Here is an 18,314-nt window from a genome sequence, read left to right as displayed (position 1 = left end):
AGGCGTGCCACCGGTTGCAAAGACCTGCCAACCGGCGGGTCTTTTTGTTTTTGCGGCTTCCGCAAGCTGACTGTCAGATGCGCTGGACGCGGCGGGCGCAGAGCCTTATCACCGGAGGGGAGAACGAAGAGGGACCGCGCGTGGCAGGAATGACAGAAAAAGACGTGGCCGGCCTGACGGCAGAGGACGCAAAGGCGGAGTTTCTGAAGCTGGATGAGCAGCTGCGCGCGGCGGATCTGGCATATCATCAGGAGGATGCGCCGGAGATCAGCGACGCGGAATATGATTCGCTGAAGCGGCGCTACCGGGCTCTGGCAGACGCCTTTCCCGGTCTGGCGGAGGCAGCCACCCAGCTGGACACAGTCGGCGCGCCGGCGGCCTCCGGTTTTGGCAAAATCACCCATTCGGTGCGGATGCTGTCGCTGGGCAACGCGTTTGAGGATGAAGACGTTGCCGACTTCGACCGCAGTATCCGAAAATACCTCGGCCTCGGCCCTAAGGATGCGTTGGCCTTTACCGCGGAGCCCAAAATCGACGGCCTGTCCCTGTCACTGCGCTATGAAAACGGCACGCTGATCCAGGCCGCAACCCGCGGCGATGGCAGCATTGGCGAGAACGTGACCGCCAACGCCCGCACCATTGCCGACATCCCGCAGCAGCTGGAAGGCGCGCCTGAGGTTCTGGAGGTGCGCGGCGAAGTCTACATGAGCCACGCGGATTTCGAGGCACTGAACGCCCGGCACGAAGAACGCGGCGGCAAGACTTTTGCCAACCCGCGCAATGCGGCGGCGGGTTCCTTGCGGCAACTGGATGCAGAGATCACCCGTGCGCGCCCTTTGCGGTTCTTTGCCTACAGCTGGGGAGAGCTGAGCGCACCGCTTGCAGAGACCCAGATGGACGCCATTGCCCGGCTCGAAGCTTTAGGTTTTCAGACCAATCCGCTGACCCGGCTCTGTGCCTCCACTGAGGAGATGATAAGCCACTACCGCAGCATCGAGGAACAGCGCGCGACGCTGGGCTACGACATCGACGGCGTCGTCTACAAGGTCAACGACCTGGCGCTGCAGGCGCGGCTGGGGTTCCGCTCCACCACGCCCCGCTGGGCGATTGCGCACAAATTCCCGGCCGAACTTGCCTGGACCCGGCTGGAGGCCATCGACATTCAGGTTGGCCGCACTGGCGCGCTGAGCCCGGTGGCGCGGCTTGGCCCGGTGACCGTTGGCGGTGTGGTTGTGTCCAATGCAACGCTGCACAACGAGGATTACATCCTGGGCCGGGATTCCAAGGGTGAGGAAATCCGCGGCGGCAAGGACATCCGCATCGGTGATTGGGTTCAGATCTACCGCGCGGGCGACGTGATCCCCAAGGTGGCGGACGTCGACCTGTCCAAACGCCCCGACAACGCAGAAGCCTACCAGTTTCCGCATGCCTGTCCCGAGTGCGGCAGCCCTGCCGAACGGGAAGAGGGCGATGCGGTGCGCCGCTGCTCCGGCGGCATGATCTGCCCGGCCCAGGCGGTTGAGAAGCTGAAGCACTTCGTCTCCCGCGCGGCCTTTGATATCGAAGGGCTGGGAGCCAGGCAGGTCGAGCAGTTTCACGGTGATGGCTGGATCAGGGAGCCTGCGGATATCTTTGATCTGCAAGAGAAATACGGCTCCGGCCTGCAGCAGCTGAAGAACCGGGAAGGCTGGGGCGAAAAGTCTGCGGAGAACCTGTTTGCTGCAATTGAGGAAAAGCGCACCATCCCGCTGGCCAAGCTGATTTTTGCCCTTGGCATCCGCCACGCGGGCGAGGTTGCGGGCCGCGATCTGGCGCTGCACTATCTTGACTGGCAGGCAATGGCGGATGCGATCGACGCGGCCCGCCCGGCTGCCCTGGCGCACCGGGCCGCGGATGAGGCTGAGGAGACCGAACGCCAATGGGCTGCGGATGAGGGCCGGCGCGCGAAGATTTCCGAAACCCGGGCTGCAGCCGTTGCTGCTTGCGAGGTTCCGGCGGAGGCTTCCGCGGCCTGGGCCGACCTTACCGGCGTCGATGGCATCGGCGCGGTGCTGGGCCTTTCCTTGTCTGATGCCTTCGCCAACCCGGAGGAGCGCGCAGCGTTTGACCGGCTGGTGGCCAAACTGACCATCGTCGCGCCCGATGCCCCTGCCGCGGACAGCCCGGTGGCCGGAAAAACCGTGGTGTTCACAGGTACGCTGGAGAAGATGACCCGGGCCGAGGCCAAAGCCCGGGCAGAGGCGCTGGGGGCCAAGGTCTCAGGCTCTGTCTCCAAGAAGACCGACATTCTGGTGGCGGGACCGGGGGCTGGCTCCAAGGCCAAGAAGGCCGCGGAACTGGGTATCCGGACGATGGACGAAGACGGCTGGCTGGAGTTGATCGCAGGGGTATGAGCGGGCGTCCGGAGATCCTGTTTCCGCTGTTTGCCGGTGCCGAGACCCTGCAGGGTGTCGGCCCGAAAACGGCGCAGACCCTCAGCCAGATTGATATTGAAACGCCGCGTGACCTGCTGTTTTCGCTGCCTTATTCGGTGGTGGACCGCCGCCGCCGCGACACCATCCGCGGGGTCGACCTGCCAGCCACGGTGACGGTGGAGGTGACCATTGGCCGCCACCGCCCGGCGCGCAACCGCGGCGGCGCTTACCGCATTCACGTGGAGGACGCAGAGACCGAGTTCCAGCTCGTCTTCTTCCATGGCCGCAGCCGCTATCTGGAGGCGCAGCTGCCCGAAGGATCCCGGCGGGTGGTCTCGGGCAAGCTGGAGCTGTTCGACGGTCTCGCGCAGATGGTCCACCCGGACCACATGCTGCCGGTGGAAGAGGCGCACGGCATCCCGGAGTTTGAGCCGGTCTACAGCCTGACCCACGGGGTCACGCAAAAGACCATGTACAAGGCGGCGCAAAGCGCGCTGGCGCGGATGCCGGAACTGGCGGAATGGATCGACCCGGCGCAAATGCTGAGGGAGAACTGGCCCGCCTGGCATGAAGCCTTGCACTTTGCCCATGCGCCGCAGGGGCCGGATGACCTCAGCCCGCAGGCGCCGGCACGGGCGCGCCTGGCCTATGACGAACTCTTTGCCCATCAGCTGACCCTGGCACTGGCGCGCCAGAAGGAGCGCAAGACTCGTGGCATCCAAAGTGCGGCCACCGGACGGTTGCAGTCCAAGGTGCTGCAGGCGCTGCCGTACCGGCCCACAGGTGCGCAGGCCCGCGCGATTGAGGAAATCTCAGCCGATATGGCCTCGGACAAACGCATGAACCGGCTGCTGCAGGGCGATGTGGGCGCCGGGAAAACCCTTGTTGCTTTCATGGCTTTGCTGGTTGCGGTTGAAACCGGCGGGCAGGGGGTGATGATGGCCCCGACCGGCATTCTGGCACAGCAGCACATGGAAGGTCTCACGCCGCTGGCTGAAGATGCGGGCGTGGTGATTGAGATTCTGACGGGCCGCGACAAGGGCAGCGAACGCAAGGCCAAGCTGGCGGCGCTGAAGCGCGGCGATATTCATATCCTGGTCGGAACCCACGCGGTGTTCCAGCAGGACGTGGAATTCTGCGACCTGCGCCTGGCCATCGTTGATGAACAGCACCGCTTTGGCGTGCGCCAGCGGATGGAGCTGGCGGAAAAAGGCAAGGGCGCCGATGTGCTGGTGATGACCGCTACACCGATCCCTCGGTCGCTGGCACTGGCGCAATACGGTGACATGGATGTCTCGGTGCTGGATGAGAAGCCCCCGGGGCGCAAGCCCGTGAAGACCGCTGTCATCAGTACAGAGCGGATGCAGGAGGTGGTGGACCACCTGCGCAAAGCGATCGCTGAGGGGCGGCAATGCTATTGGGTTTGCCCGCTGGTCGACGAATCCGAGCTGAGCGACCTGACCGCTTCGGAGGAACGCTTCAAGCACCTGCGCGCCATCCTAGGCGAAGGCACGGTTGGGCTGGTGCACGGCCAGATGCCGCCCGCCGATAAGGACGCGGCCATGGCGGCCTTTGTCGAAGGTAAGACAAAGGTTCTGGTTGCGACCACGGTGATCGAGGTCGGGGTGAACGTGCCCAATGCCTCGATCATGGTGATTGAGCGGGCGGAGATCTTCGGTCTTGCCCAGCTGCACCAGCTGCGCGGGCGGGTGGGGCGCGGCAGCGCCGAGTCGACCTGCCTTTTGATGTACCAGCCGCCGCTGACCGAAGGCGGACGCAAGCGGCTGGAGGTGCTGCGCGAGACTGAGGACGGGTTCCGGATCTCGGAAACTGATCTGCAGATGCGCGGAGCAGGCGATATGATCGGCACCGCGCAATCGGGCCTGCCGCGATTCCAGATTGCCGACCTGGAACGCCAGGCCGGGCTGATGGCTGTGGCGCAAAGTGATGCGCGGGCGCTGCTGGCTGCTGATCCAAAGCTGGAAGGGGAACGCGGCAAGGCGGCGCGCGTTCTGTTGTGGCTGATGAAGCAGGATCAGGCGATCCGTTTGATTTCAGTGGGTTAAGCAGCCGTTAGGCGTCTGTTCCGCCTTAGTGTTCCCCTATGTTCGCAAATGTTCTCAAAAAGTTCTTTACAGGCGCGCCTGAAAATGAGAACAAAGAGGCAACAAGATTGCCAGAGAGCAGCATCACAGACTGGAGGAGGCCCGAGCCATGATTGCACAGATCAAGACCACCATTCAAAATGCCCATTCGACCCTGCTGCAGGACGCCATCGGCGCGGCCTCGCTGATGGTGATGCTTGTGGCGGCGCTGCACCTGCCGGGGCTGTTCTGATCCCCTTACCGTTTTCCTGAATGCCACTGCTGTGCCGGGCCGGCCCTTTCCTGTCCCGGACTGTTTTTTGGGGATCAACCGCCTGTCCCGATCCCCCTCGGCCCGATCTTTGACTGAATTGCCTCAAGATCCTGCCTGGCCCGCCCGGGTCCCGCACCGCAGAGCATGACTGCCGCCGCCATCTGCCCGGATGTGCGGCGGTTTTTTCATGTCAGAAGGAGGGAGAAGCACGCATCGCCCGCTCAAGCAACGGGCAGCACACATTGGTAATTGTGCAATGGTAACGGGCGGCGCCCTTAGGCGCACTGCTCCTTGGCTGCGGCCTGCATGGCTTCCAGCGTTGCCTCCAGCGCGAGCATGATCGAGGCATGGCGGTTCTTGAATTCCTTTGCAGGCTGCAGAACTTCCAGCCCGTCAAACGGCGCATCAGGGACCGGTCCGTCTTGGGTCAGCATGGCCTTCAACTGATCGCGGGCGGTTTCCACTTCCTGCAGCGTCCGTCCGATCACGTTGGCACCAGTCACCGCGGCAGAGGCCTGACCCAGGGCACAGGCCTTCACGTCCTGGCCGAAATCCGTGATCCGGCCGTCCCCTACCTTGATGTCGACCGTCACGGCAGAGCCGCACAGCGGCGAGCGCTTCTTGACCGTGGCATCCGGTGCCTGCAGCCGGTCCAGATGCGGAATGTCGGCGGCCAGCGCCAAGATGCGCGAGGAATACAGCTTGATCAGATCACTATCGCCAGACATCGCTTTCCCGGTCTTTCCCATTTTGCAGGTTCCCCATACATAGGGAGCCGAACAGCAGATGCAAAAGGTTTTTGCCCCATGTCTTCGCCCAAGTCCTTTGACCCCTCCAGCCTGACCTATAACGATGCCGGTCTGATCCCTTGCATTGCGCAGGATGAAACCTCCGGCGAAGTGCTGATGATGGCCTGGATGAATGCCGATGCGGTGGCGAAGACGCTGGAGACCGGCAAGGTCACCTATTGGTCGCGCTCGCGGCAATCATTCTGGATCAAGGGTGAAACCTCCGGCCATGTACAGGAACTGGTGGATCTGCGGATTGATTGCGACCAGGATTGCCTGTTGGCGCTGGTGCGCCAGACCGGGGCGGCCTGCCACACCAACCGCCGGACGTGTTTCTATACCGCCGTGCGGGACGGGGAAGAGGTTGAGCTTATGAAGCCGATGAGCTGATCCGATTCGTGTACGGCCCTGGCGGGCCGTGCCTCCGGCGGGGATATTTTCAGCCAGAAGAAGCGAGCAGGCCCACCATGTCCCGGATGTCCTGCGGGGTGACGCCCTCGGCGCGGTATTTGGCGATGGCGCGGGCGTCGTCGCGCTTGGCCAGCCGCTTGCCTTGATCGTCGCGGATCAGGCGGTGGTGGTGGTAGGCAGGTGTGGGCAGGCCCAGCAGGCACTGAAGCAGAACGTGGATCTGGGTGGCTTCGAACAGGTCGGCACCGCGCACGGCGTGTGTGATTTGCTGGTCCGCATCGTCCACAACCACCGACAGGTGGTAGGAGCTGCCCATATTGCGGCGCACCAGAATGATGTCGCCGACAGCTGCGATCAGCGCGTCAGGGTTCAAGGCATGCGTGCCCTGAAAATCCGGCCCCGTCTCCGTGAAACTTCGCAAGTCCGCGGCGCGAACCGCTTTTTCCATATTCAGGCGGATCACGTCCGGGCCCGTCGTGTCCGTCGGCTGCCGGCCGCGGCAAGTGCCGGGGTAGATGCGCCCATCCGGGCCGAATTGCGGCACACCTTCCTGCGGGGCGCCAGCAGCGGCCTCTATGTCGGCGCGGTTGCAGCGGCAAGGATAGGTGAGACCCATTGCGGTCAGCTGGCCCAGTGCTTCCTGATAGCGGGGCAGCCGCTCTGACTGGCGCATCACCGGTTCGGGCCAGCCGAGGCCGAGCCAGCGCAGGTCCTCGTAGATCTGCGCCTCCCATTCAGGGCGGGTGCGGGATTGGTCAATGTCTTCGATGCGCAGCAGGAAGGTGCCGCCTTCGGCCACTGCCATGTCATGCGCCAGCATGGCAGAATAGGCATGGCCCAGATGCAGTGGTCCGGTTGGCGACGGCGCGAAACGTGTGGTGAATGTCACGCTTTCTCAATTACATAAACGGTGGACTTCAGGTCGATTCCGGGGAGGTGATCCCCGTGTTCCCGGAATAGCAGCCGTGCTGCTGAACAGTCCAGCCATTCATTAAGCTTGCCGGTATAGGCATGGTCGGCCAGCGCGTGGTCGTTATAGGAAAAGGCAAACAATCCGCCGCGCGGCAAGGCGTGCATGATTGTGTCGAACACCGCAGGCGGGGCTGCGCCCGTGCCCAGAACGCCGCAGCCGGTGATCAGCCGGTAGGCGCCGCGCGGGATCGGCTGTTTTTCTGCGGGATCGATCCGCGTCAGCGTGCGGTAGGCGCCTTTGCTGCGGGCCTGGGCCAGCATTTCCTCCGATGGCTCCATACCGTCCACGGTTTCAAACCCTTGCAGCCGCAGGGCCAGGCCCGCCAAGCCGGTTCCGCAGCCGAAATCCAGCACGGGGTCGCTCATGTCCGTTTGGTATTTTGCCAAAGCCCGGGCAATCCGCCCCGGTGTCGCGTAACCGTTTTCGGCAATCTCCGCGTCATAGGAAGCGGCCCATTGGTCATAGTGCTCCAGGGTCGCTTCCGGTGTTTCAAGGCCGTACGCCTTGTCCAGAAACTTTTCGCTCATGGGAAAAGTTTAGGCGCGGGCAGGGCTTTTCGTCTAGGAAAAGTTTTTCAGCCACTCCTGCCAGACATCCTTGGCGCGGTCGGTATAGGCCTTGTAGCGGTCCTTGCGGCCGCGGCGGCCGCCCTTGAGGCCGTCAACCGGGCGGAACAAGCCGAAGTTCACGTTCATCGGCTGAAAGGTCTTGGCTTCAGCGCCACCGGTGATGTGATGGATCAGAGCGCCCATGGCGCTGTCCTGCGGAACAACGGGCAGCTCTTGGCCCAGGATCTCTGCCGCAGCCAGGCGGCCTGCCAGCAGTCCCATGGCCGCGCTTTCCACATAACCCTCAACCCCGGTGATCTGACCGGCAAAGCGAATGTGGGGCCGGGACTTCAGCCGCATCTGGCTGTCCAGCAGCGTGGGCGAGTTCAGGAAAGTGTTGCGGTGGATGCCGCCGAGCCGGGCAAAGCTGGCGTTTTCCAGCCCGGGGATCATCTTGAAGACTTCTGTCTGGGCGCCGTATTTCATCTTGGTCTGAAAGCCCACGATATTGAACAGCGTCCCCAGGGCGTTGTCGCGGCGCAGCTGCACCACCGCATGGGCCTTGACCTCCGGCTGGTGCGGGTTGGTCAATCCCACCGGCTTCATCGGCCCGTGGCGCAGGGTCTCGCGGCCGCGTTCGGCCATCACCTCGATCGGCAGGCAGCCGTCGAAATAGCCAGCGGTCTCGCCCTCGTGAAACTCGGTTTTGTCGGCAGCCAGAAGTGCGTCGATGAAGGCCTCATACTGGTCCTTGTCCATCGGGCAGTTGAGGTAGGCGGTGCGCTCCTCCTCGGTCTCGCCCTTGTCATAGCGCGATTGCATCCAGGCCTGCGACATATCGATGGATTCGGCATAGACAATCGGCGCAATGGCATCGAAGAAGGCCAGGGCCTCGGCCCCGGTTTCCGCTTGAATGGCCTTGCCCAGCTCCGGCGAGGTCAGCGGGCCGGTGGCAAAAATCCAGTGGCCATCGCTCGGCAGTTCGGTGATTTCTTCATAAGAAACAGTAACATTCGGATGCGCCTTCAGCTTGGCGGTCACCGTTTCGGCAAAGGGGTCGCGGTCCACAGCCAGGGCGCCGCCTGCGGGCAGCCGGTGCTCATCCGCGGTGGTCATGATCAGCCCGTTTGCCGCGCGCATCTCCCAATGCAACAGACCCACGGCGTTCTGCTCATCATCATCCGAACGGAAGGAGTTCGAGCACACCATCTCGCCCAGATTGCCGGTCTGGTGGGCAAAGGTCTCTACCTTCGGGCGCATTTCGTGGATCACCACCTCAACGCCCATGTTTGCCGCCTGCCAGGCCGCTTCCGAGCCGGCCATGCCGCCGCCCACGATATGCAATGTCTGTGCCGAATGATCTGTCATGCCCGCCACATAGGGCAGGGGGCGGGCGCGTGCAACAGGCTTGGGGCGGGCCGGACGCCGTTCGATGCGGGAGGGGGGGGAGATTTGGGGCCGCCGCTGCAGGAATGGATCACCGGGGTGAGAGAACCGGTTGGAGGGACCCTTCTGCAGCAGCAGCCCAAATTGTGCCGGTCTGCGACCTTGCCCAATCTCTGCCATCTTTCTGCCCGAATTGAAAGCCGGGCATTTGGCTTATTACGGAAACATTACGTTCCGATTGGTAAACAAAGGCTAAAGCTTTCCGTTAATTTTCGGAAAATTTCACTCCTGCCAGTCGGGGGCGCGTTTTTCGATAAAGGCGGCCATGCCTTCGATGGTGTCGCGGTGCATCAGGTTCTCGACAATCACGCCGCTGGTATAGGCATAGGCCTGGTCCAGCGGCATCTGCAGCTGCTCATAGAACGCCTGCTTGCCGATCTTGACCGCCGCCCCCAGTTTGGATGCGATGGTTTCCGCCAGCCGCGTGGTCTCCGCCTCCAAGTCCTCCAGCGGCACAGCACGGTTGGCGAGCCCCAGCTCAACAGCCCGGGCCGCGTCCACGAATTCGCCGGTGGTCAGCAGCTCAAACGCCTGTTTGCGGGGGATATTGCGCGACAGCGCCACCATCGGGGTAGAGCAGAACAAGCCGATGTTCACGCCGTTGACGCCGAACCGGGTGCCTTCCGCCGCCACTGCAAGATCGCAGGAGGCAACCAGCTGGCAGCCCGCCGCGGTGGCAATGCCGTGTACTTGGGCAATGACTGGCTGGGGCAGGGATTGCAGCCCCGTCATCACGCTGGTGCAGCGGGCAAACAGATCCTGGAAATAGGCTTTGCCGCCATCTTCGCCTGCGCGGCCTGCGGTCATCTGCTTGATGTCATGGCCTGCACAGAATGCCTTGCCTGCGCCGGACAGAATCACAACCTTGACGCGGCTGTCTTCGCGCAAGGCGCCGATCTGCTCCTGAAGTGCGGCCAGCATCTCATCCGACAGCGCGTTCAGCTTTTCCGGCATGTTCATCGTAAGCCGTGCAATCGCGCCCGTGTCGTGACGTTCCAGAATTGCCATCTTGCCCTCCTCGCAAATCCGGGGGCAACTCTATGCGGGGCGGACAGAAAGGGAAAGCATGGCGCTGGCATTTGATGTCGCAGGTCTGACAGCATACCTGCATGAGATTTTTCCGCAGGTGCGGGATGACTTTGTCATCGACGCGATGGAGGAAAGCCACCTGAGGATGCGGCTGTTGACGGCGGAGCGGCACCTGCGCCCCGGCGGCACTGTCTCCGGCCCGTCGATGTTCGCGCTGGCCGATTGCGCGGTCTACGCGCTGATCCTGGCCCATCTGGGGCAAGAGGCGCTGGCGGTCACAACCAACTGCTCGCTCGATTTTATGCGCAAGCCCGCGGCCGGTGCCGACCTGATCGGCGAGGCGCGGCTGCTCAAGCTGGGCCGTGTGCTGGCTGTGGCAGATGTGCTGATCTATTCCGAAGGCATGGCAGAGCCGGTGGCGCGCGCCTCGATGACCTATTCGATCCCGCCGAAACGCTAAAGAGCGGTGGCGAAAGACTGGCCCACCTTGACCAGTGTTTCGCGGCCCTTGGCGCTGTTTGCCACCAGATCATCGGCGAACCGCACTTTAACCGGCTCGAACACCACCACCACAGTAGAGCCGCCGAACTTGAAATAGCCCTTCTCGTCCATCTTCTGCACAGCGCCAGAGGTGCGGGTGTTGACGATGGAGCCGACGCCGAAGGCGCCGACCTCTACAAAGCAGTAGCTGCCCAGGTTTTCAGTTTCGATCAGTGTCCAGGTCCGCTTGTTCTCGCCGAACACATCCGGCCCGGCGCCAAGCGCAATCGGGTTGACCGAATGCAGCGCGCCGGGAATGTCCTTCGACGCTGTGATGCGGCCTGCGGCTGGGAAATGGTAGCGGTGGTAGTCCGCCGGGCACAGCCGAACAATCGCCAGCGCACCGCCGATGAACCGATCGGCAATGCCGGGCAGCATGGTGTGCACCGACATCGGGTAGCCCTTCACGGGGACAAACACGTCCCCGGCCAGCTCCGGAAACACCAGTACCCGGCCATCGGCGGGCGAGACAACTTGCTTCGGGTCCGTGCTGAAGGGGCGGGCTTCGGGTCTCAGATTGCGGACAAAGAAGTCGTTGAAACAGCCGTAGCTGTCTGCCGGTGCGGTGGCCTCGCTCATGTCGATGGACAGTTCGTCGACCACTGCCGCGATCTTGCCCTTGGAAAACCGCGAGTTGAACCAGGCGCCCATCAGGCGGCTGATCAGGCTGGATCGGAACAGCAGCTTTTCCACCGGCCGTGCACTGGCGTTCTGATAGGCCCAGCGGATCCATTTTTCACCCAGCACCGCCTCTTCAAAGGTTTCGCCGGTCTCGCGGTCTACAACAAGAATGGGGTCGCGCTGCATCTAATCTGCCAAATCTGGTTTTCGTCCCGCTGCGCCTAGCAAAGCGCGCGGGCGGGGCCAAGAGCGGATGTTTAATGCGGCGGCTGCCAGGCTCACCTCCGCAGGCGCCAGGGCGCAAATAAAAAAGGCCGGGGCGAACCCCGGCCGTCAGGTTGTTCCTTTGCCCAGGGGATCACGGGCGCCAGAACGGAAGAGTGGCTTCATAATGGGCGTCCTCACGGGTCAGCCCGATGTCTTTCAGCTGCGTGTCGCTCAGATGTTTCAAATGGGTTCGTGTGCGATGGCGCAGGCTCCACTTGGTCACCAGCACGGCAAAAGAGACGGCCCATTGCGCCAGCACCGGCAGGGCCGGGCGGCTGTTCAGATAGGACATGTTCGATTGTGCCATTTGCATATGCTGTGCCATGGGAGGCTTCCTTCGTATTGTGTTGATACAATCCTGTTGATTTGTCGTAGTGTTTTGATACAAAGGGGGTGAGAGGTTGTCCAAGGATGGATTGTAATGGGTACAATTTGGCCGCAAACGCTGGGTGAGACAAAAGGTCCCAAGTACAAAAAGGTCGCAGATACAATCCGCTCTGCTGTCGAAATGGGCAGTTTAAAAATTGGTACAAAGCTGCCGCCGGTGCGTGACCTCGCGTATCAGTTGAGTATAACGCCCGGCACTGTCGCCCGCGCTTACAGTATCCTGACCGATGAGGGTGTGCTGGAAGCCGAAGTCGGGCGCGGCACTTTCGTAGCCGAAAAGAAGAAGCCGGTGCCCGATGACGTATGGTCGCGGGAGCTGCATCTTCTGGAGGCGCGCGATCCCGGCCATGTCAGCCTGTTCAGCCCGCGGATTGCCGACATGGGCCAGGTGGCGGCGGTGCGCGAAGCGCTGCACAAGGTCGCTGAAGGCGAGGCGCGCAACTTTCTGAACTACCCGACACGCGACGCCTATCAGCCAGTGCGCCAAGCCGCTGCGGATTGGATTGCCAAAGCGCCGGTTGGCCCGGTCAGTGAAAAGGACGTGGTGCTGACCCATGGCGGCCAAAACGCCATCATGGTAGCGCTGCAGGCGATACTGCAAGGCCCGCAGCCGGTGATCATGGTCGAGGATCTGACCTATGCAGGTTTCCGCCGCGCGGCGGAGCTGCTCAGGGCGCAGGTGGTTGAAGTCGCCATGGATGAGCACGGCATCCGCCCGGATGCGATGGAGCTGGCAATCCGCAAGTCCGGCGCCTCCGTCATCTGCACCAGCCCGGAAGTGCACAATCCCACCGGGCTGTTCACACCTCTGGAACGGCGCAAGGAGATCGTCCGCATCGCCCGCCGCCATGGTGTGCAGATTGTCGAGGACGACTGTTACCGGCTGGGGGAATCGCGCGCGCCCAGCTACCGGGCGCTGGCGCCGGAACTGGCATGGCATGTCTCCTCGATCTCCAAGATCCTGACCCCGGCCCTGCGCGTGGGCTTTGCGCTGGCGCCGGAGGGGAAAGCGGCAGACCTGCGGCGGGTGGCGGAATACGGCTATTTCGGCCTGGCGCAGCCTCTGGCGGAACTTGTGCGGATCCTGCTCAGCGATCCGCGGCTGCCTGGCTTGGTGAAGGCCGTGAACAACGAAATGGCCCGCTATGTGCGGGTGGCGGTCAACGCGCTTGGCGGTTTCGACTTGACCTGGAACCCTGAGGTTCCGTTCCTCTGGCTGAAACTGCCGTCCGGCTGGCGCGCCGCCGCCTTTACCCGTGCGGCAGAGGCCAACGGCGTGCAGATCCGCTCGGCAGATGAATTCGCTCTGCGCGACGGCCGCGCGCCTCATGCGGTGCGCATTGCCATCAACGCGCATGTGCCGCTGAAACAGTTCGAGGAGGCAATGCTGCGCCTGCGCGCCCTGCTGGACAACCCGCCGGAGCAGATCAGCGTGTGAATTCGTGGGGTATTATAATACCTAATTTTTAACACATTGTTTTGTAACGGTTTATTCTTGTTTGCTGGTGTTGACTGAGGCTGCGGATACCCGTAAACCCCGTCCATCGAATTCAGGCCGAAGACCTCTGGGATTCTGCCTTCACGACAAACAGGATTGACCTGCCATGAAAACCTTCTCTGCTACTCCGGCAGATATCGAGAAGAAGTGGATCATCATCGACGCCGAGGGCGTGGTGCTGGGCCGTCTTGCCTCGATCGTTGCCATGCGCCTGCGCGGCAAGCACAAAGCGTCCTTCACTCCGCATATGGACATGGGCGACAACGTCATCATCATCAACGCCGAAAAGGTGCAGATGACCGGCAAGAAGCGCGATGAGCACTTCTACTGGCACACTGGCCACCCGGGCGGCATCAAGTCGCGCACCAAGCAGGAAATCCTGGAAGGTGCACACCCGGAGCGCGTTGTGACCCAAGCGGTCAAGCGCATGCTGCCGGGCAACCGCCTGTCGCGTCAGCAAATGACCAACCTGCGCGTTTACGCCGGTGCCGAGCACCCGCACGAAGCCCAGGCCCCTGAAGTTCTGGACGTCAAATCCATGAACAAGAAAAACACCCGGAGCTGATACCGATGGCTGATCAGATCAACACTCTCGAAGAGCTCGCAGCTGCAACCGGTGTGGAAGCAGTGGCTGAAGAAACCATCGCGCGTGAGCCGGTTCGTGACGAACTGGGCCGCTCCTATGCCACCGGCAAGCGTAAAGACGCTGTTGCCCGCGTCTGGATCAAGCCGGGCTCCGGCAAGGTCGAGGTGAACGGCAAGGAAATCAACAAGTACTTCGCCCGTCCGGTGCTGCAGATGATCCTGCGCCAGCCGTTTCAGGTTGCCGGCGTCGAAGGCGAGTTTGACGTCTACGCCACCGTCAAAGGCGGCGGCCTGTCCGGTCAGGCCGGCGCGGTCAAGCACGGCATCTCCAAAGCACTGCAGTTGTACGATCCGTCGCTGCGCGGCGCGCTGAAAGCAGCAGGCTTCCTGACCCGCGACAGCCGCGTTGTGGAACGTAAGAAATACGGTAAGGCCAAAGCCCGCCGTTCGTTCCAGTTCTCCAAGCGCTAAGCTGGGAACCATATGGTTTTGGAGGGGCTCGCCGCTGGCGGGCCCTTCTGCATTTCCGGTGCTGCGGAATTCCGGCTGCCTTCAGGGTTCCTTTAGAAAGATTTCCTAGGGTGGCCTGGAAATCCTGGGACGGGAACCGGAAGGCAGAACAACATGACATCACCAGAGCAATTCAAGACTGCCCCAATCGGCAACGGCAAACTGGAAATCGGCCGCTTCACCCATGGATATGAGGACATGGAGATCGAAGGGCAGGGTGGTGGTGCAAATGTGGCGGTGGGCTCTTTCTGCTCGATCGGACGCGGTGTTCGGGTGATGCTGGACCAGTCTCCGGCGCTGGAGCGGATAACGGCCTTTCCCTTCGGCGAAATCTTTACAGATCACCTGGGCGGGTCCGAAACCCATGCTCCCCGGCCGGGCTGCCAGGATGTGGTGGTTGGCAATGACGTCTGGATCGGTGCCAATGCAACCTTGCTGGGGGGGGTGACGATCGGTGATGGCGCTGTGATCAGCCCCAATGCGACCGTAACCTGCGACGTCGGCGCCTATGAGGTCTGGGCCGGAAATCCGGCGCAGCTGGTGCGCGAGCGCTTCGATAGGGCGGTTTGCGAAAAACTTCTGGCGCTGCGCTGGTGGGACCTGCCGCTGCCGCTGATCCAGGAAATGGCACCGCTGCTGTCCACACAGCCCACGCTGGACCTGATCGAGGGGTTGCAATGCATCGTGAGCGATCTGGTGACCTTCACCGATGAAAGCGCGGCTTGACCGCGCAACAGGCTGAAAAACCTCTGGTTTCCAGTCCGGACTCCAGCCCGGGCTGCCCTTGTGGCTTCCAGGCGTTAACATTTTCGCAAAATTAGCGTAACATAGGCGGACCGCTTCCTGATGGGGGACAGCTGTCATGCCGCAAACGATCTACGAGAAATACGGCGGGTTCAGCGCCATCAGCCGGGTCGTGATGACCTTTTACGAACTGGCGCTCGACTCCGACCAGATCGGCGACTACTTCGCCGATGTCGACATGGCACGGCTGATTGATCACCAGACCAAGTTCATTTCCTCGCTTCTTGGCGGCCCTGCGTCTTTCAGTGACGACAGGCTTGAGGCGGTGCATAGGGCCCTCGGCATTACCCACGAAGATTTCGATGAGATGGGCGCACTGCTGCAGGACGCGCTGGAGCAGCATGGGCTGTCGGAGCCGGACATCCGCACCACGCTCAGCGCCATTGAGGGCAAGCGCAGCATTATCGTCACCCGGGACGCGGCATGAGCATTGCCGCCATCAATGAACAGCTGTTGCGAGCGATCGGCGTTGGCGTGGCCGTGGTCCGGGCCTCTGATCTGGGATTTGTCTTTCACAACCAGCCCTTTGCAGAGTGGTTCGGCACACCGGGCGAGGGCGCGGCGCTGACCGATGCCATCGATGGCCTGCAGCCCGAAGACTTGGGGCCGCTCTGCGACGAGGGGCTGCGCTATTCCGCGGAGCTGAAGATCAAGCGCAAGCGCCGCACGCTGGTCTTTGCGATCAACATCTCCCAGGCCAGCCATCTGGACGAGGCGCTTCTGGTGGTGGAATGCCAGAACATTACCCGCATCCGCGAACTGGAGAGCATGATCGACAGCTACTCCACCATGGTGGAGCGCAATACCCGCGAGCTGGAGCGTGAGAAGGAACGGGTGGAGAGGCTGCTGCTCAATCTGATGCCGCGCTCGGTCTATGAGGAGTTCAAGACCTTCGGTGTTGTTACTCCGCAGCTCTATCCCAAGGTTTCGGTGGTGATGCTGGATTTTGTGAACTTCACCGATTTCGCCTCCCGCACCGATCCGACGGTGACGCTGGGAGAGCTGAACGACATTTTCACCGCGTTCGACCGCATCGTCGAGCAATACGGCTGCGAGCGGATCAAGACCATCGGCGATGCCTATCTGGCGGTTGCAGGCATGCCGGAGCCGACGCCGGACCACGCCACCGCCGTGGCCCATTGCGCCACCCGCTTCCTGCGCTACCTGGACCGCCGCAACCAAAGCCATCAGCACAAATGGCAGGCGCGGATAGGTCTTGGCACCGGCTCTGCCGTGGGGTCCGTGGTGGGTATTCAGAAGTACGTCTATGACGTCTTCGGCCCCGCAGTGAATCTCGCCTCGCGGCTGCAGGTCTTTGCCAACCCGATGAAAATCGTCGCGCCAGACGAAATGAAGGATGCCCTGTCCGAGGAATTCCACGTCACTGACATCGGCCCCGAAGACATCAAGGGCATCGGCGAGGTGAACCTCGTGAACGTCGGCGATGAATTGAGCGCACCGCAGCCCAGCGGCCGGTTCTAGCTGCCGGATTAGTTGTCCGGCCCGATCAGCCCCAGTCCGCGCAGGTAGATGCCGATGCCGCTTTCCAGCAGATCCTCCGGCGGAAACGGCGAGGCGGCACCGGGAGAGTTGCGCGCATAAAGCTCCACTACCCCGTGGCTCATCGCCAGCACATGGGCAGAGAACATCGAGGCCGGCGGGCGTTTTTCTGCCGGGATGTGCTGGCTCAGGTCCGCTGCTGCGCGTTCCAGAATTGCGCGTGCCCGGGCGGCGGCGTCGGCCAGTTCGGGTGTCCGGTTCACCGAAATACCGCTTTCGAACATGGCGATGTAGTGGCCGGGATGTTTGCGTGCAAATGCCAGATAGGCCCGCCCGGTTGCCTCAAACGCAGCCAGCGCCGAGGGCTGATACTTGTCATAGGCGTGCTGCATCAGGTCGGCGAACATCACATAGCCCTGGCGCGAGGCTTCCGCGATCAGGTCCTCGCGCCCCTCGAAATGGCGGTAGACCGCAGCCGGTGTAACGCCCGCCTGCTTGGCGGCTTCCGACAGGGTAAAGCCGGTCGGCCCCTTGGCTTCGATCAGCTGCAGGGCGGCCTCGACCAGCGCCTGGCGCAGGTTGCCGTGATGATAACCGCGTTTAGGCATCCCAGATATCCGGGCCTCCGCTTATTTCCGTGTCCAGAGAACCAATCGCCTTGGCGTCCTTGCTGGTGTAATCAATCGCGTGCAGTACGCTGCGCATCGCCGCCAGCCGCGCCCGCCGTTTGTCATCGGACCGGATGATTGTCCAGGGGGCCTCAGGGCTGTGGCTGCGCGCAAAGGTTTCTGAAATGGCGGCGCTGTAGTCATCCCATTTCTCCAGCCCTTTCACGTCGATGGAGCTCAGCTTCCATTTTTTTAGAGGGTCGGATTCCCGCGACAGGAACCGTTGCAGCTGCTCTGCCCGGCCCACATTCAGCCAGAACTTGAACAGGTGGATGCCGTCCTCTGCCAGCGCCTTTTCAAAGTCGGGAACCTGGTCAAAGAACCGCTCCCGCTGCGCATCCGAGCAGAATCCGAACACCTTTTCGACAACACCGCGGTTGTACCAGCTGCGGTCAAAGAACACGATTTCGCCGCCCGACGGCAGCTGCTGCACATAGCGCTGAAAATACCATTGGCTCTGCTCGGCTTCAGTTGGTTTGGGCAGTGCCACGATGCGCGCTCCGCGCGGGTTCAGGTTTTCGCGGAACCGCTTGATTGTGCCGCCCTTGCCGGCCGCATCGCGGCCCTCAAAGACGATGGCGATCCGCTGGCCCGTGGCCTTGACCCAGGACTGCAGCTTGACCAGTTCAATCTGCAGCGCCTCAAGCTCTTTGTCATAGGCCTTGCGCTTCATCAGCTTCCTGTGCGGATAGCTGGGGCTGAGGATTTCATCCTTGTCCGCGCCCTTGATGGCCTTACGGATCTCCTCCGGTGCGCCGCTCTGGAAATAGCGGCTGATGGCCCCGTCAAACGGCAGCGGCATGTGCAAAACCCTCCTGTCCTCAATCCTTTATATGGGAAAGGAGTATGGAATGTGAATCGCTTTAACGCAAATTTGCACAGGCCGCAGCAGGAAGCTGCGGGGCAGGTCTGTGAACGCCGCACCTGGCCGCCGCGGGCGGGCGCCAGCGATTCATATGTTGCGCCA

At 62.3% G+C, this 18,314-nt stretch carries 20 protein-coding genes; 11 read left to right on the top strand and 9 right to left on the bottom strand.

The window, feature by feature from the left end; genetic code table 11:
- The first annotated feature begins 149 nt into the window (after window positions 1-149).
- The 3 genes from ligA (at window position 150) to N6L27_RS02215 (ending at window position 4,751) form a co-directional block, all read left to right on the top strand.
- Window positions 150-2,393: an NAD-dependent DNA ligase LigA gene (gene ligA / locus N6L27_RS02225; protein WP_271905453.1), complete on the top strand. Its 2,244-nt coding sequence runs from the start codon at window positions 150-152 to the stop codon at window positions 2,391-2,393.
- Window positions 2,390-4,480: an ATP-dependent DNA helicase RecG gene (recG, locus tag N6L27_RS02220; protein WP_271905452.1), complete on the top strand. Its 2,091-nt coding sequence runs from the start codon at window positions 2,390-2,392 to the stop codon at window positions 4,478-4,480. The genes ligA and recG overlap by 4 nt, the downstream gene beginning before the upstream one ends.
- Before the next feature lie 148 nt (window positions 4,481-4,628).
- Window positions 4,629-4,751 (top strand): hypothetical protein, encoded by a 123-nt coding sequence (locus tag N6L27_RS02215; RefSeq protein ID WP_019296173.1) that lies wholly within the window; start codon window positions 4,629-4,631, stop codon window positions 4,749-4,751.
- Window positions 4,752-5,047: 296 nt separating this feature from the next.
- On the opposite strand, the gene N6L27_RS02210 is transcribed toward N6L27_RS02215, so the two are convergent.
- A complete protein-coding gene (locus N6L27_RS02210) occupies window positions 5,048-5,500 on the bottom strand; it encodes an iron-sulfur cluster assembly scaffold protein (RefSeq protein WP_271906239.1) in 453 nt (150 codons plus the stop codon).
- A 78-nt stretch (window positions 5,501-5,578) separates the two neighbouring features.
- On the opposite strand from N6L27_RS02210, the gene hisI reads away from it, so the two are divergent.
- The gene (gene hisI, locus N6L27_RS02205; RefSeq protein ID WP_442915720.1) at window positions 5,579-5,950 is read left to right on the top strand and encodes a phosphoribosyl-AMP cyclohydrolase; all 372 of its coding nucleotides are present in this window, start codon (window positions 5,579-5,581) and stop codon (window positions 5,948-5,950) included.
- 49 nt (window positions 5,951-5,999) lie between these two features.
- Here hisI and gluQRS read toward each other — a convergent pair whose 3' ends face one another.
- The 4 genes from gluQRS to N6L27_RS02185 all read right to left on the bottom strand — a co-directional run bounded on the left by gluQRS (window position 6,000) and on the right by N6L27_RS02185 (window position 9,946).
- The gene (gluQRS, locus tag N6L27_RS02200) at window positions 6,000-6,860 is read right to left on the bottom strand and encodes a tRNA glutamyl-Q(34) synthetase GluQRS (RefSeq protein ID WP_271905450.1); all 861 of its coding nucleotides are present in this window, start codon (window positions 6,858-6,860) and stop codon (window positions 6,000-6,002) included.
- On the bottom strand, window positions 6,857-7,471 hold the full coding sequence (locus tag N6L27_RS02195; protein WP_271905449.1) for a class I SAM-dependent DNA methyltransferase: 615 nt from the start codon (window positions 7,469-7,471) through the stop codon (window positions 6,857-6,859). The genes gluQRS and N6L27_RS02195 overlap by 4 nt, the downstream gene beginning before the upstream one ends.
- A gap of 33 nt (window positions 7,472-7,504) precedes the next feature.
- Window positions 7,505-8,860, bottom strand: coding sequence for a methylenetetrahydrofolate--tRNA-(uracil(54)-C(5))-methyltransferase (FADH(2)-oxidizing) TrmFO (trmFO, locus tag N6L27_RS02190; protein ID WP_271905448.1), 1,356 nt, complete (start codon window positions 8,858-8,860; stop codon window positions 7,505-7,507).
- 300 nt (window positions 8,861-9,160) lie between these two features.
- Window positions 9,161-9,946: an enoyl-CoA hydratase gene (locus N6L27_RS02185; RefSeq protein ID WP_271905447.1), complete on the bottom strand. Its 786-nt coding sequence runs from the start codon at window positions 9,944-9,946 to the stop codon at window positions 9,161-9,163.
- A 58-nt stretch (window positions 9,947-10,004) separates the two neighbouring features.
- On the opposite strand from N6L27_RS02185, the gene N6L27_RS02180 reads away from it, so the two are divergent.
- Entirely contained in the window at window positions 10,005-10,427 is a 423-nt protein-coding gene (locus N6L27_RS02180; protein WP_039178196.1) for a PaaI family thioesterase, read from the top strand.
- On the opposite strand, the gene asd is transcribed toward N6L27_RS02180, so the two are convergent.
- Both asd and N6L27_RS02170 read right to left on the bottom strand, forming a co-directional pair.
- Window positions 10,424-11,314, bottom strand: coding sequence for an archaetidylserine decarboxylase (gene asd, locus N6L27_RS02175; protein ID WP_271905446.1), 891 nt, complete (start codon window positions 11,312-11,314; stop codon window positions 10,424-10,426). The two genes, N6L27_RS02180 and asd, sit on opposite strands and share 4 nt — an antisense overlap.
- Window positions 11,315-11,486: 172 nt before the next feature.
- Complete coding sequence (locus N6L27_RS02170) at window positions 11,487-11,720, bottom strand: DUF1127 domain-containing protein (protein ID WP_271905445.1); 234 nt, start codon at window positions 11,718-11,720, stop codon at window positions 11,487-11,489.
- Between the two features lie 96 nt (window positions 11,721-11,816).
- On the opposite strand from N6L27_RS02170, the gene N6L27_RS02165 reads away from it, so the two are divergent.
- The 6 genes from N6L27_RS02165 (at window position 11,817) to N6L27_RS02140 (ending at window position 16,661) form a co-directional block, all read left to right on the top strand.
- Window positions 11,817-13,220 carry an aminotransferase-like domain-containing protein gene (locus N6L27_RS02165; RefSeq protein ID WP_271905444.1) on the top strand — a complete coding sequence of 468 codons (1,404 nt, stop codon included), beginning with the start codon at window positions 11,817-11,819 and terminating at the stop codon, window positions 13,218-13,220.
- Between the two features lie 166 nt (window positions 13,221-13,386).
- Window positions 13,387-13,845, top strand: a complete 459-nt coding sequence (gene rplM / locus N6L27_RS02160) for a 50S ribosomal protein L13 (protein ID WP_019296185.1) — start codon at window positions 13,387-13,389, stop codon at window positions 13,843-13,845.
- Window positions 13,846-13,850: 5 nt separating this feature from the next.
- Window positions 13,851-14,336, top strand: a complete 486-nt coding sequence (gene rpsI, locus N6L27_RS02155; RefSeq protein WP_039178184.1) for a 30S ribosomal protein S9 — start codon at window positions 13,851-13,853, stop codon at window positions 14,334-14,336.
- Between the two features lie 153 nt (window positions 14,337-14,489).
- Window positions 14,490-15,101, top strand: coding sequence for a CatB-related O-acetyltransferase (locus N6L27_RS02150; protein ID WP_271905443.1), 612 nt, complete (start codon window positions 14,490-14,492; stop codon window positions 15,099-15,101).
- A gap of 136 nt (window positions 15,102-15,237) precedes the next feature.
- Window positions 15,238-15,606 (top strand): group I truncated hemoglobin, encoded by a 369-nt coding sequence (locus N6L27_RS02145; RefSeq protein WP_271905442.1) that lies wholly within the window; start codon window positions 15,238-15,240, stop codon window positions 15,604-15,606.
- Window positions 15,603-16,661, top strand: a complete 1,059-nt coding sequence (locus N6L27_RS02140) for an adenylate/guanylate cyclase domain-containing protein (protein WP_271905441.1) — start codon at window positions 15,603-15,605, stop codon at window positions 16,659-16,661. Before N6L27_RS02145 ends, N6L27_RS02140 begins: the two co-directional genes overlap by 4 nt.
- Window positions 16,662-16,669: 8 nt before the next feature.
- On the opposite strand, the gene N6L27_RS02135 is transcribed toward N6L27_RS02140, so the two are convergent.
- A complete protein-coding gene (locus N6L27_RS02135; RefSeq protein WP_019296190.1) occupies window positions 16,670-17,287 on the bottom strand; it encodes a TetR/AcrR family transcriptional regulator in 618 nt (205 codons plus the stop codon).
- The gene (gene ppk2, locus N6L27_RS02130) at window positions 17,280-18,149 is read right to left on the bottom strand and encodes a polyphosphate kinase 2 (protein WP_271905440.1); all 870 of its coding nucleotides are present in this window, start codon (window positions 18,147-18,149) and stop codon (window positions 17,280-17,282) included. The genes N6L27_RS02135 and ppk2 overlap by 8 nt, the downstream gene beginning before the upstream one ends.
- Window positions 18,150-18,314 lie beyond the last annotated feature (165 nt).

It is taken from the genome of Leisingera sp. SS27, assembly GCF_028368855.1.
Lineage (GTDB): Bacteria > Pseudomonadota > Alphaproteobacteria > Rhodobacterales > Rhodobacteraceae > Leisingera.
Note: the sequence above shows the minus strand (reverse complement) of the source record. Positions and strands in the feature narration are given on the sequence as shown.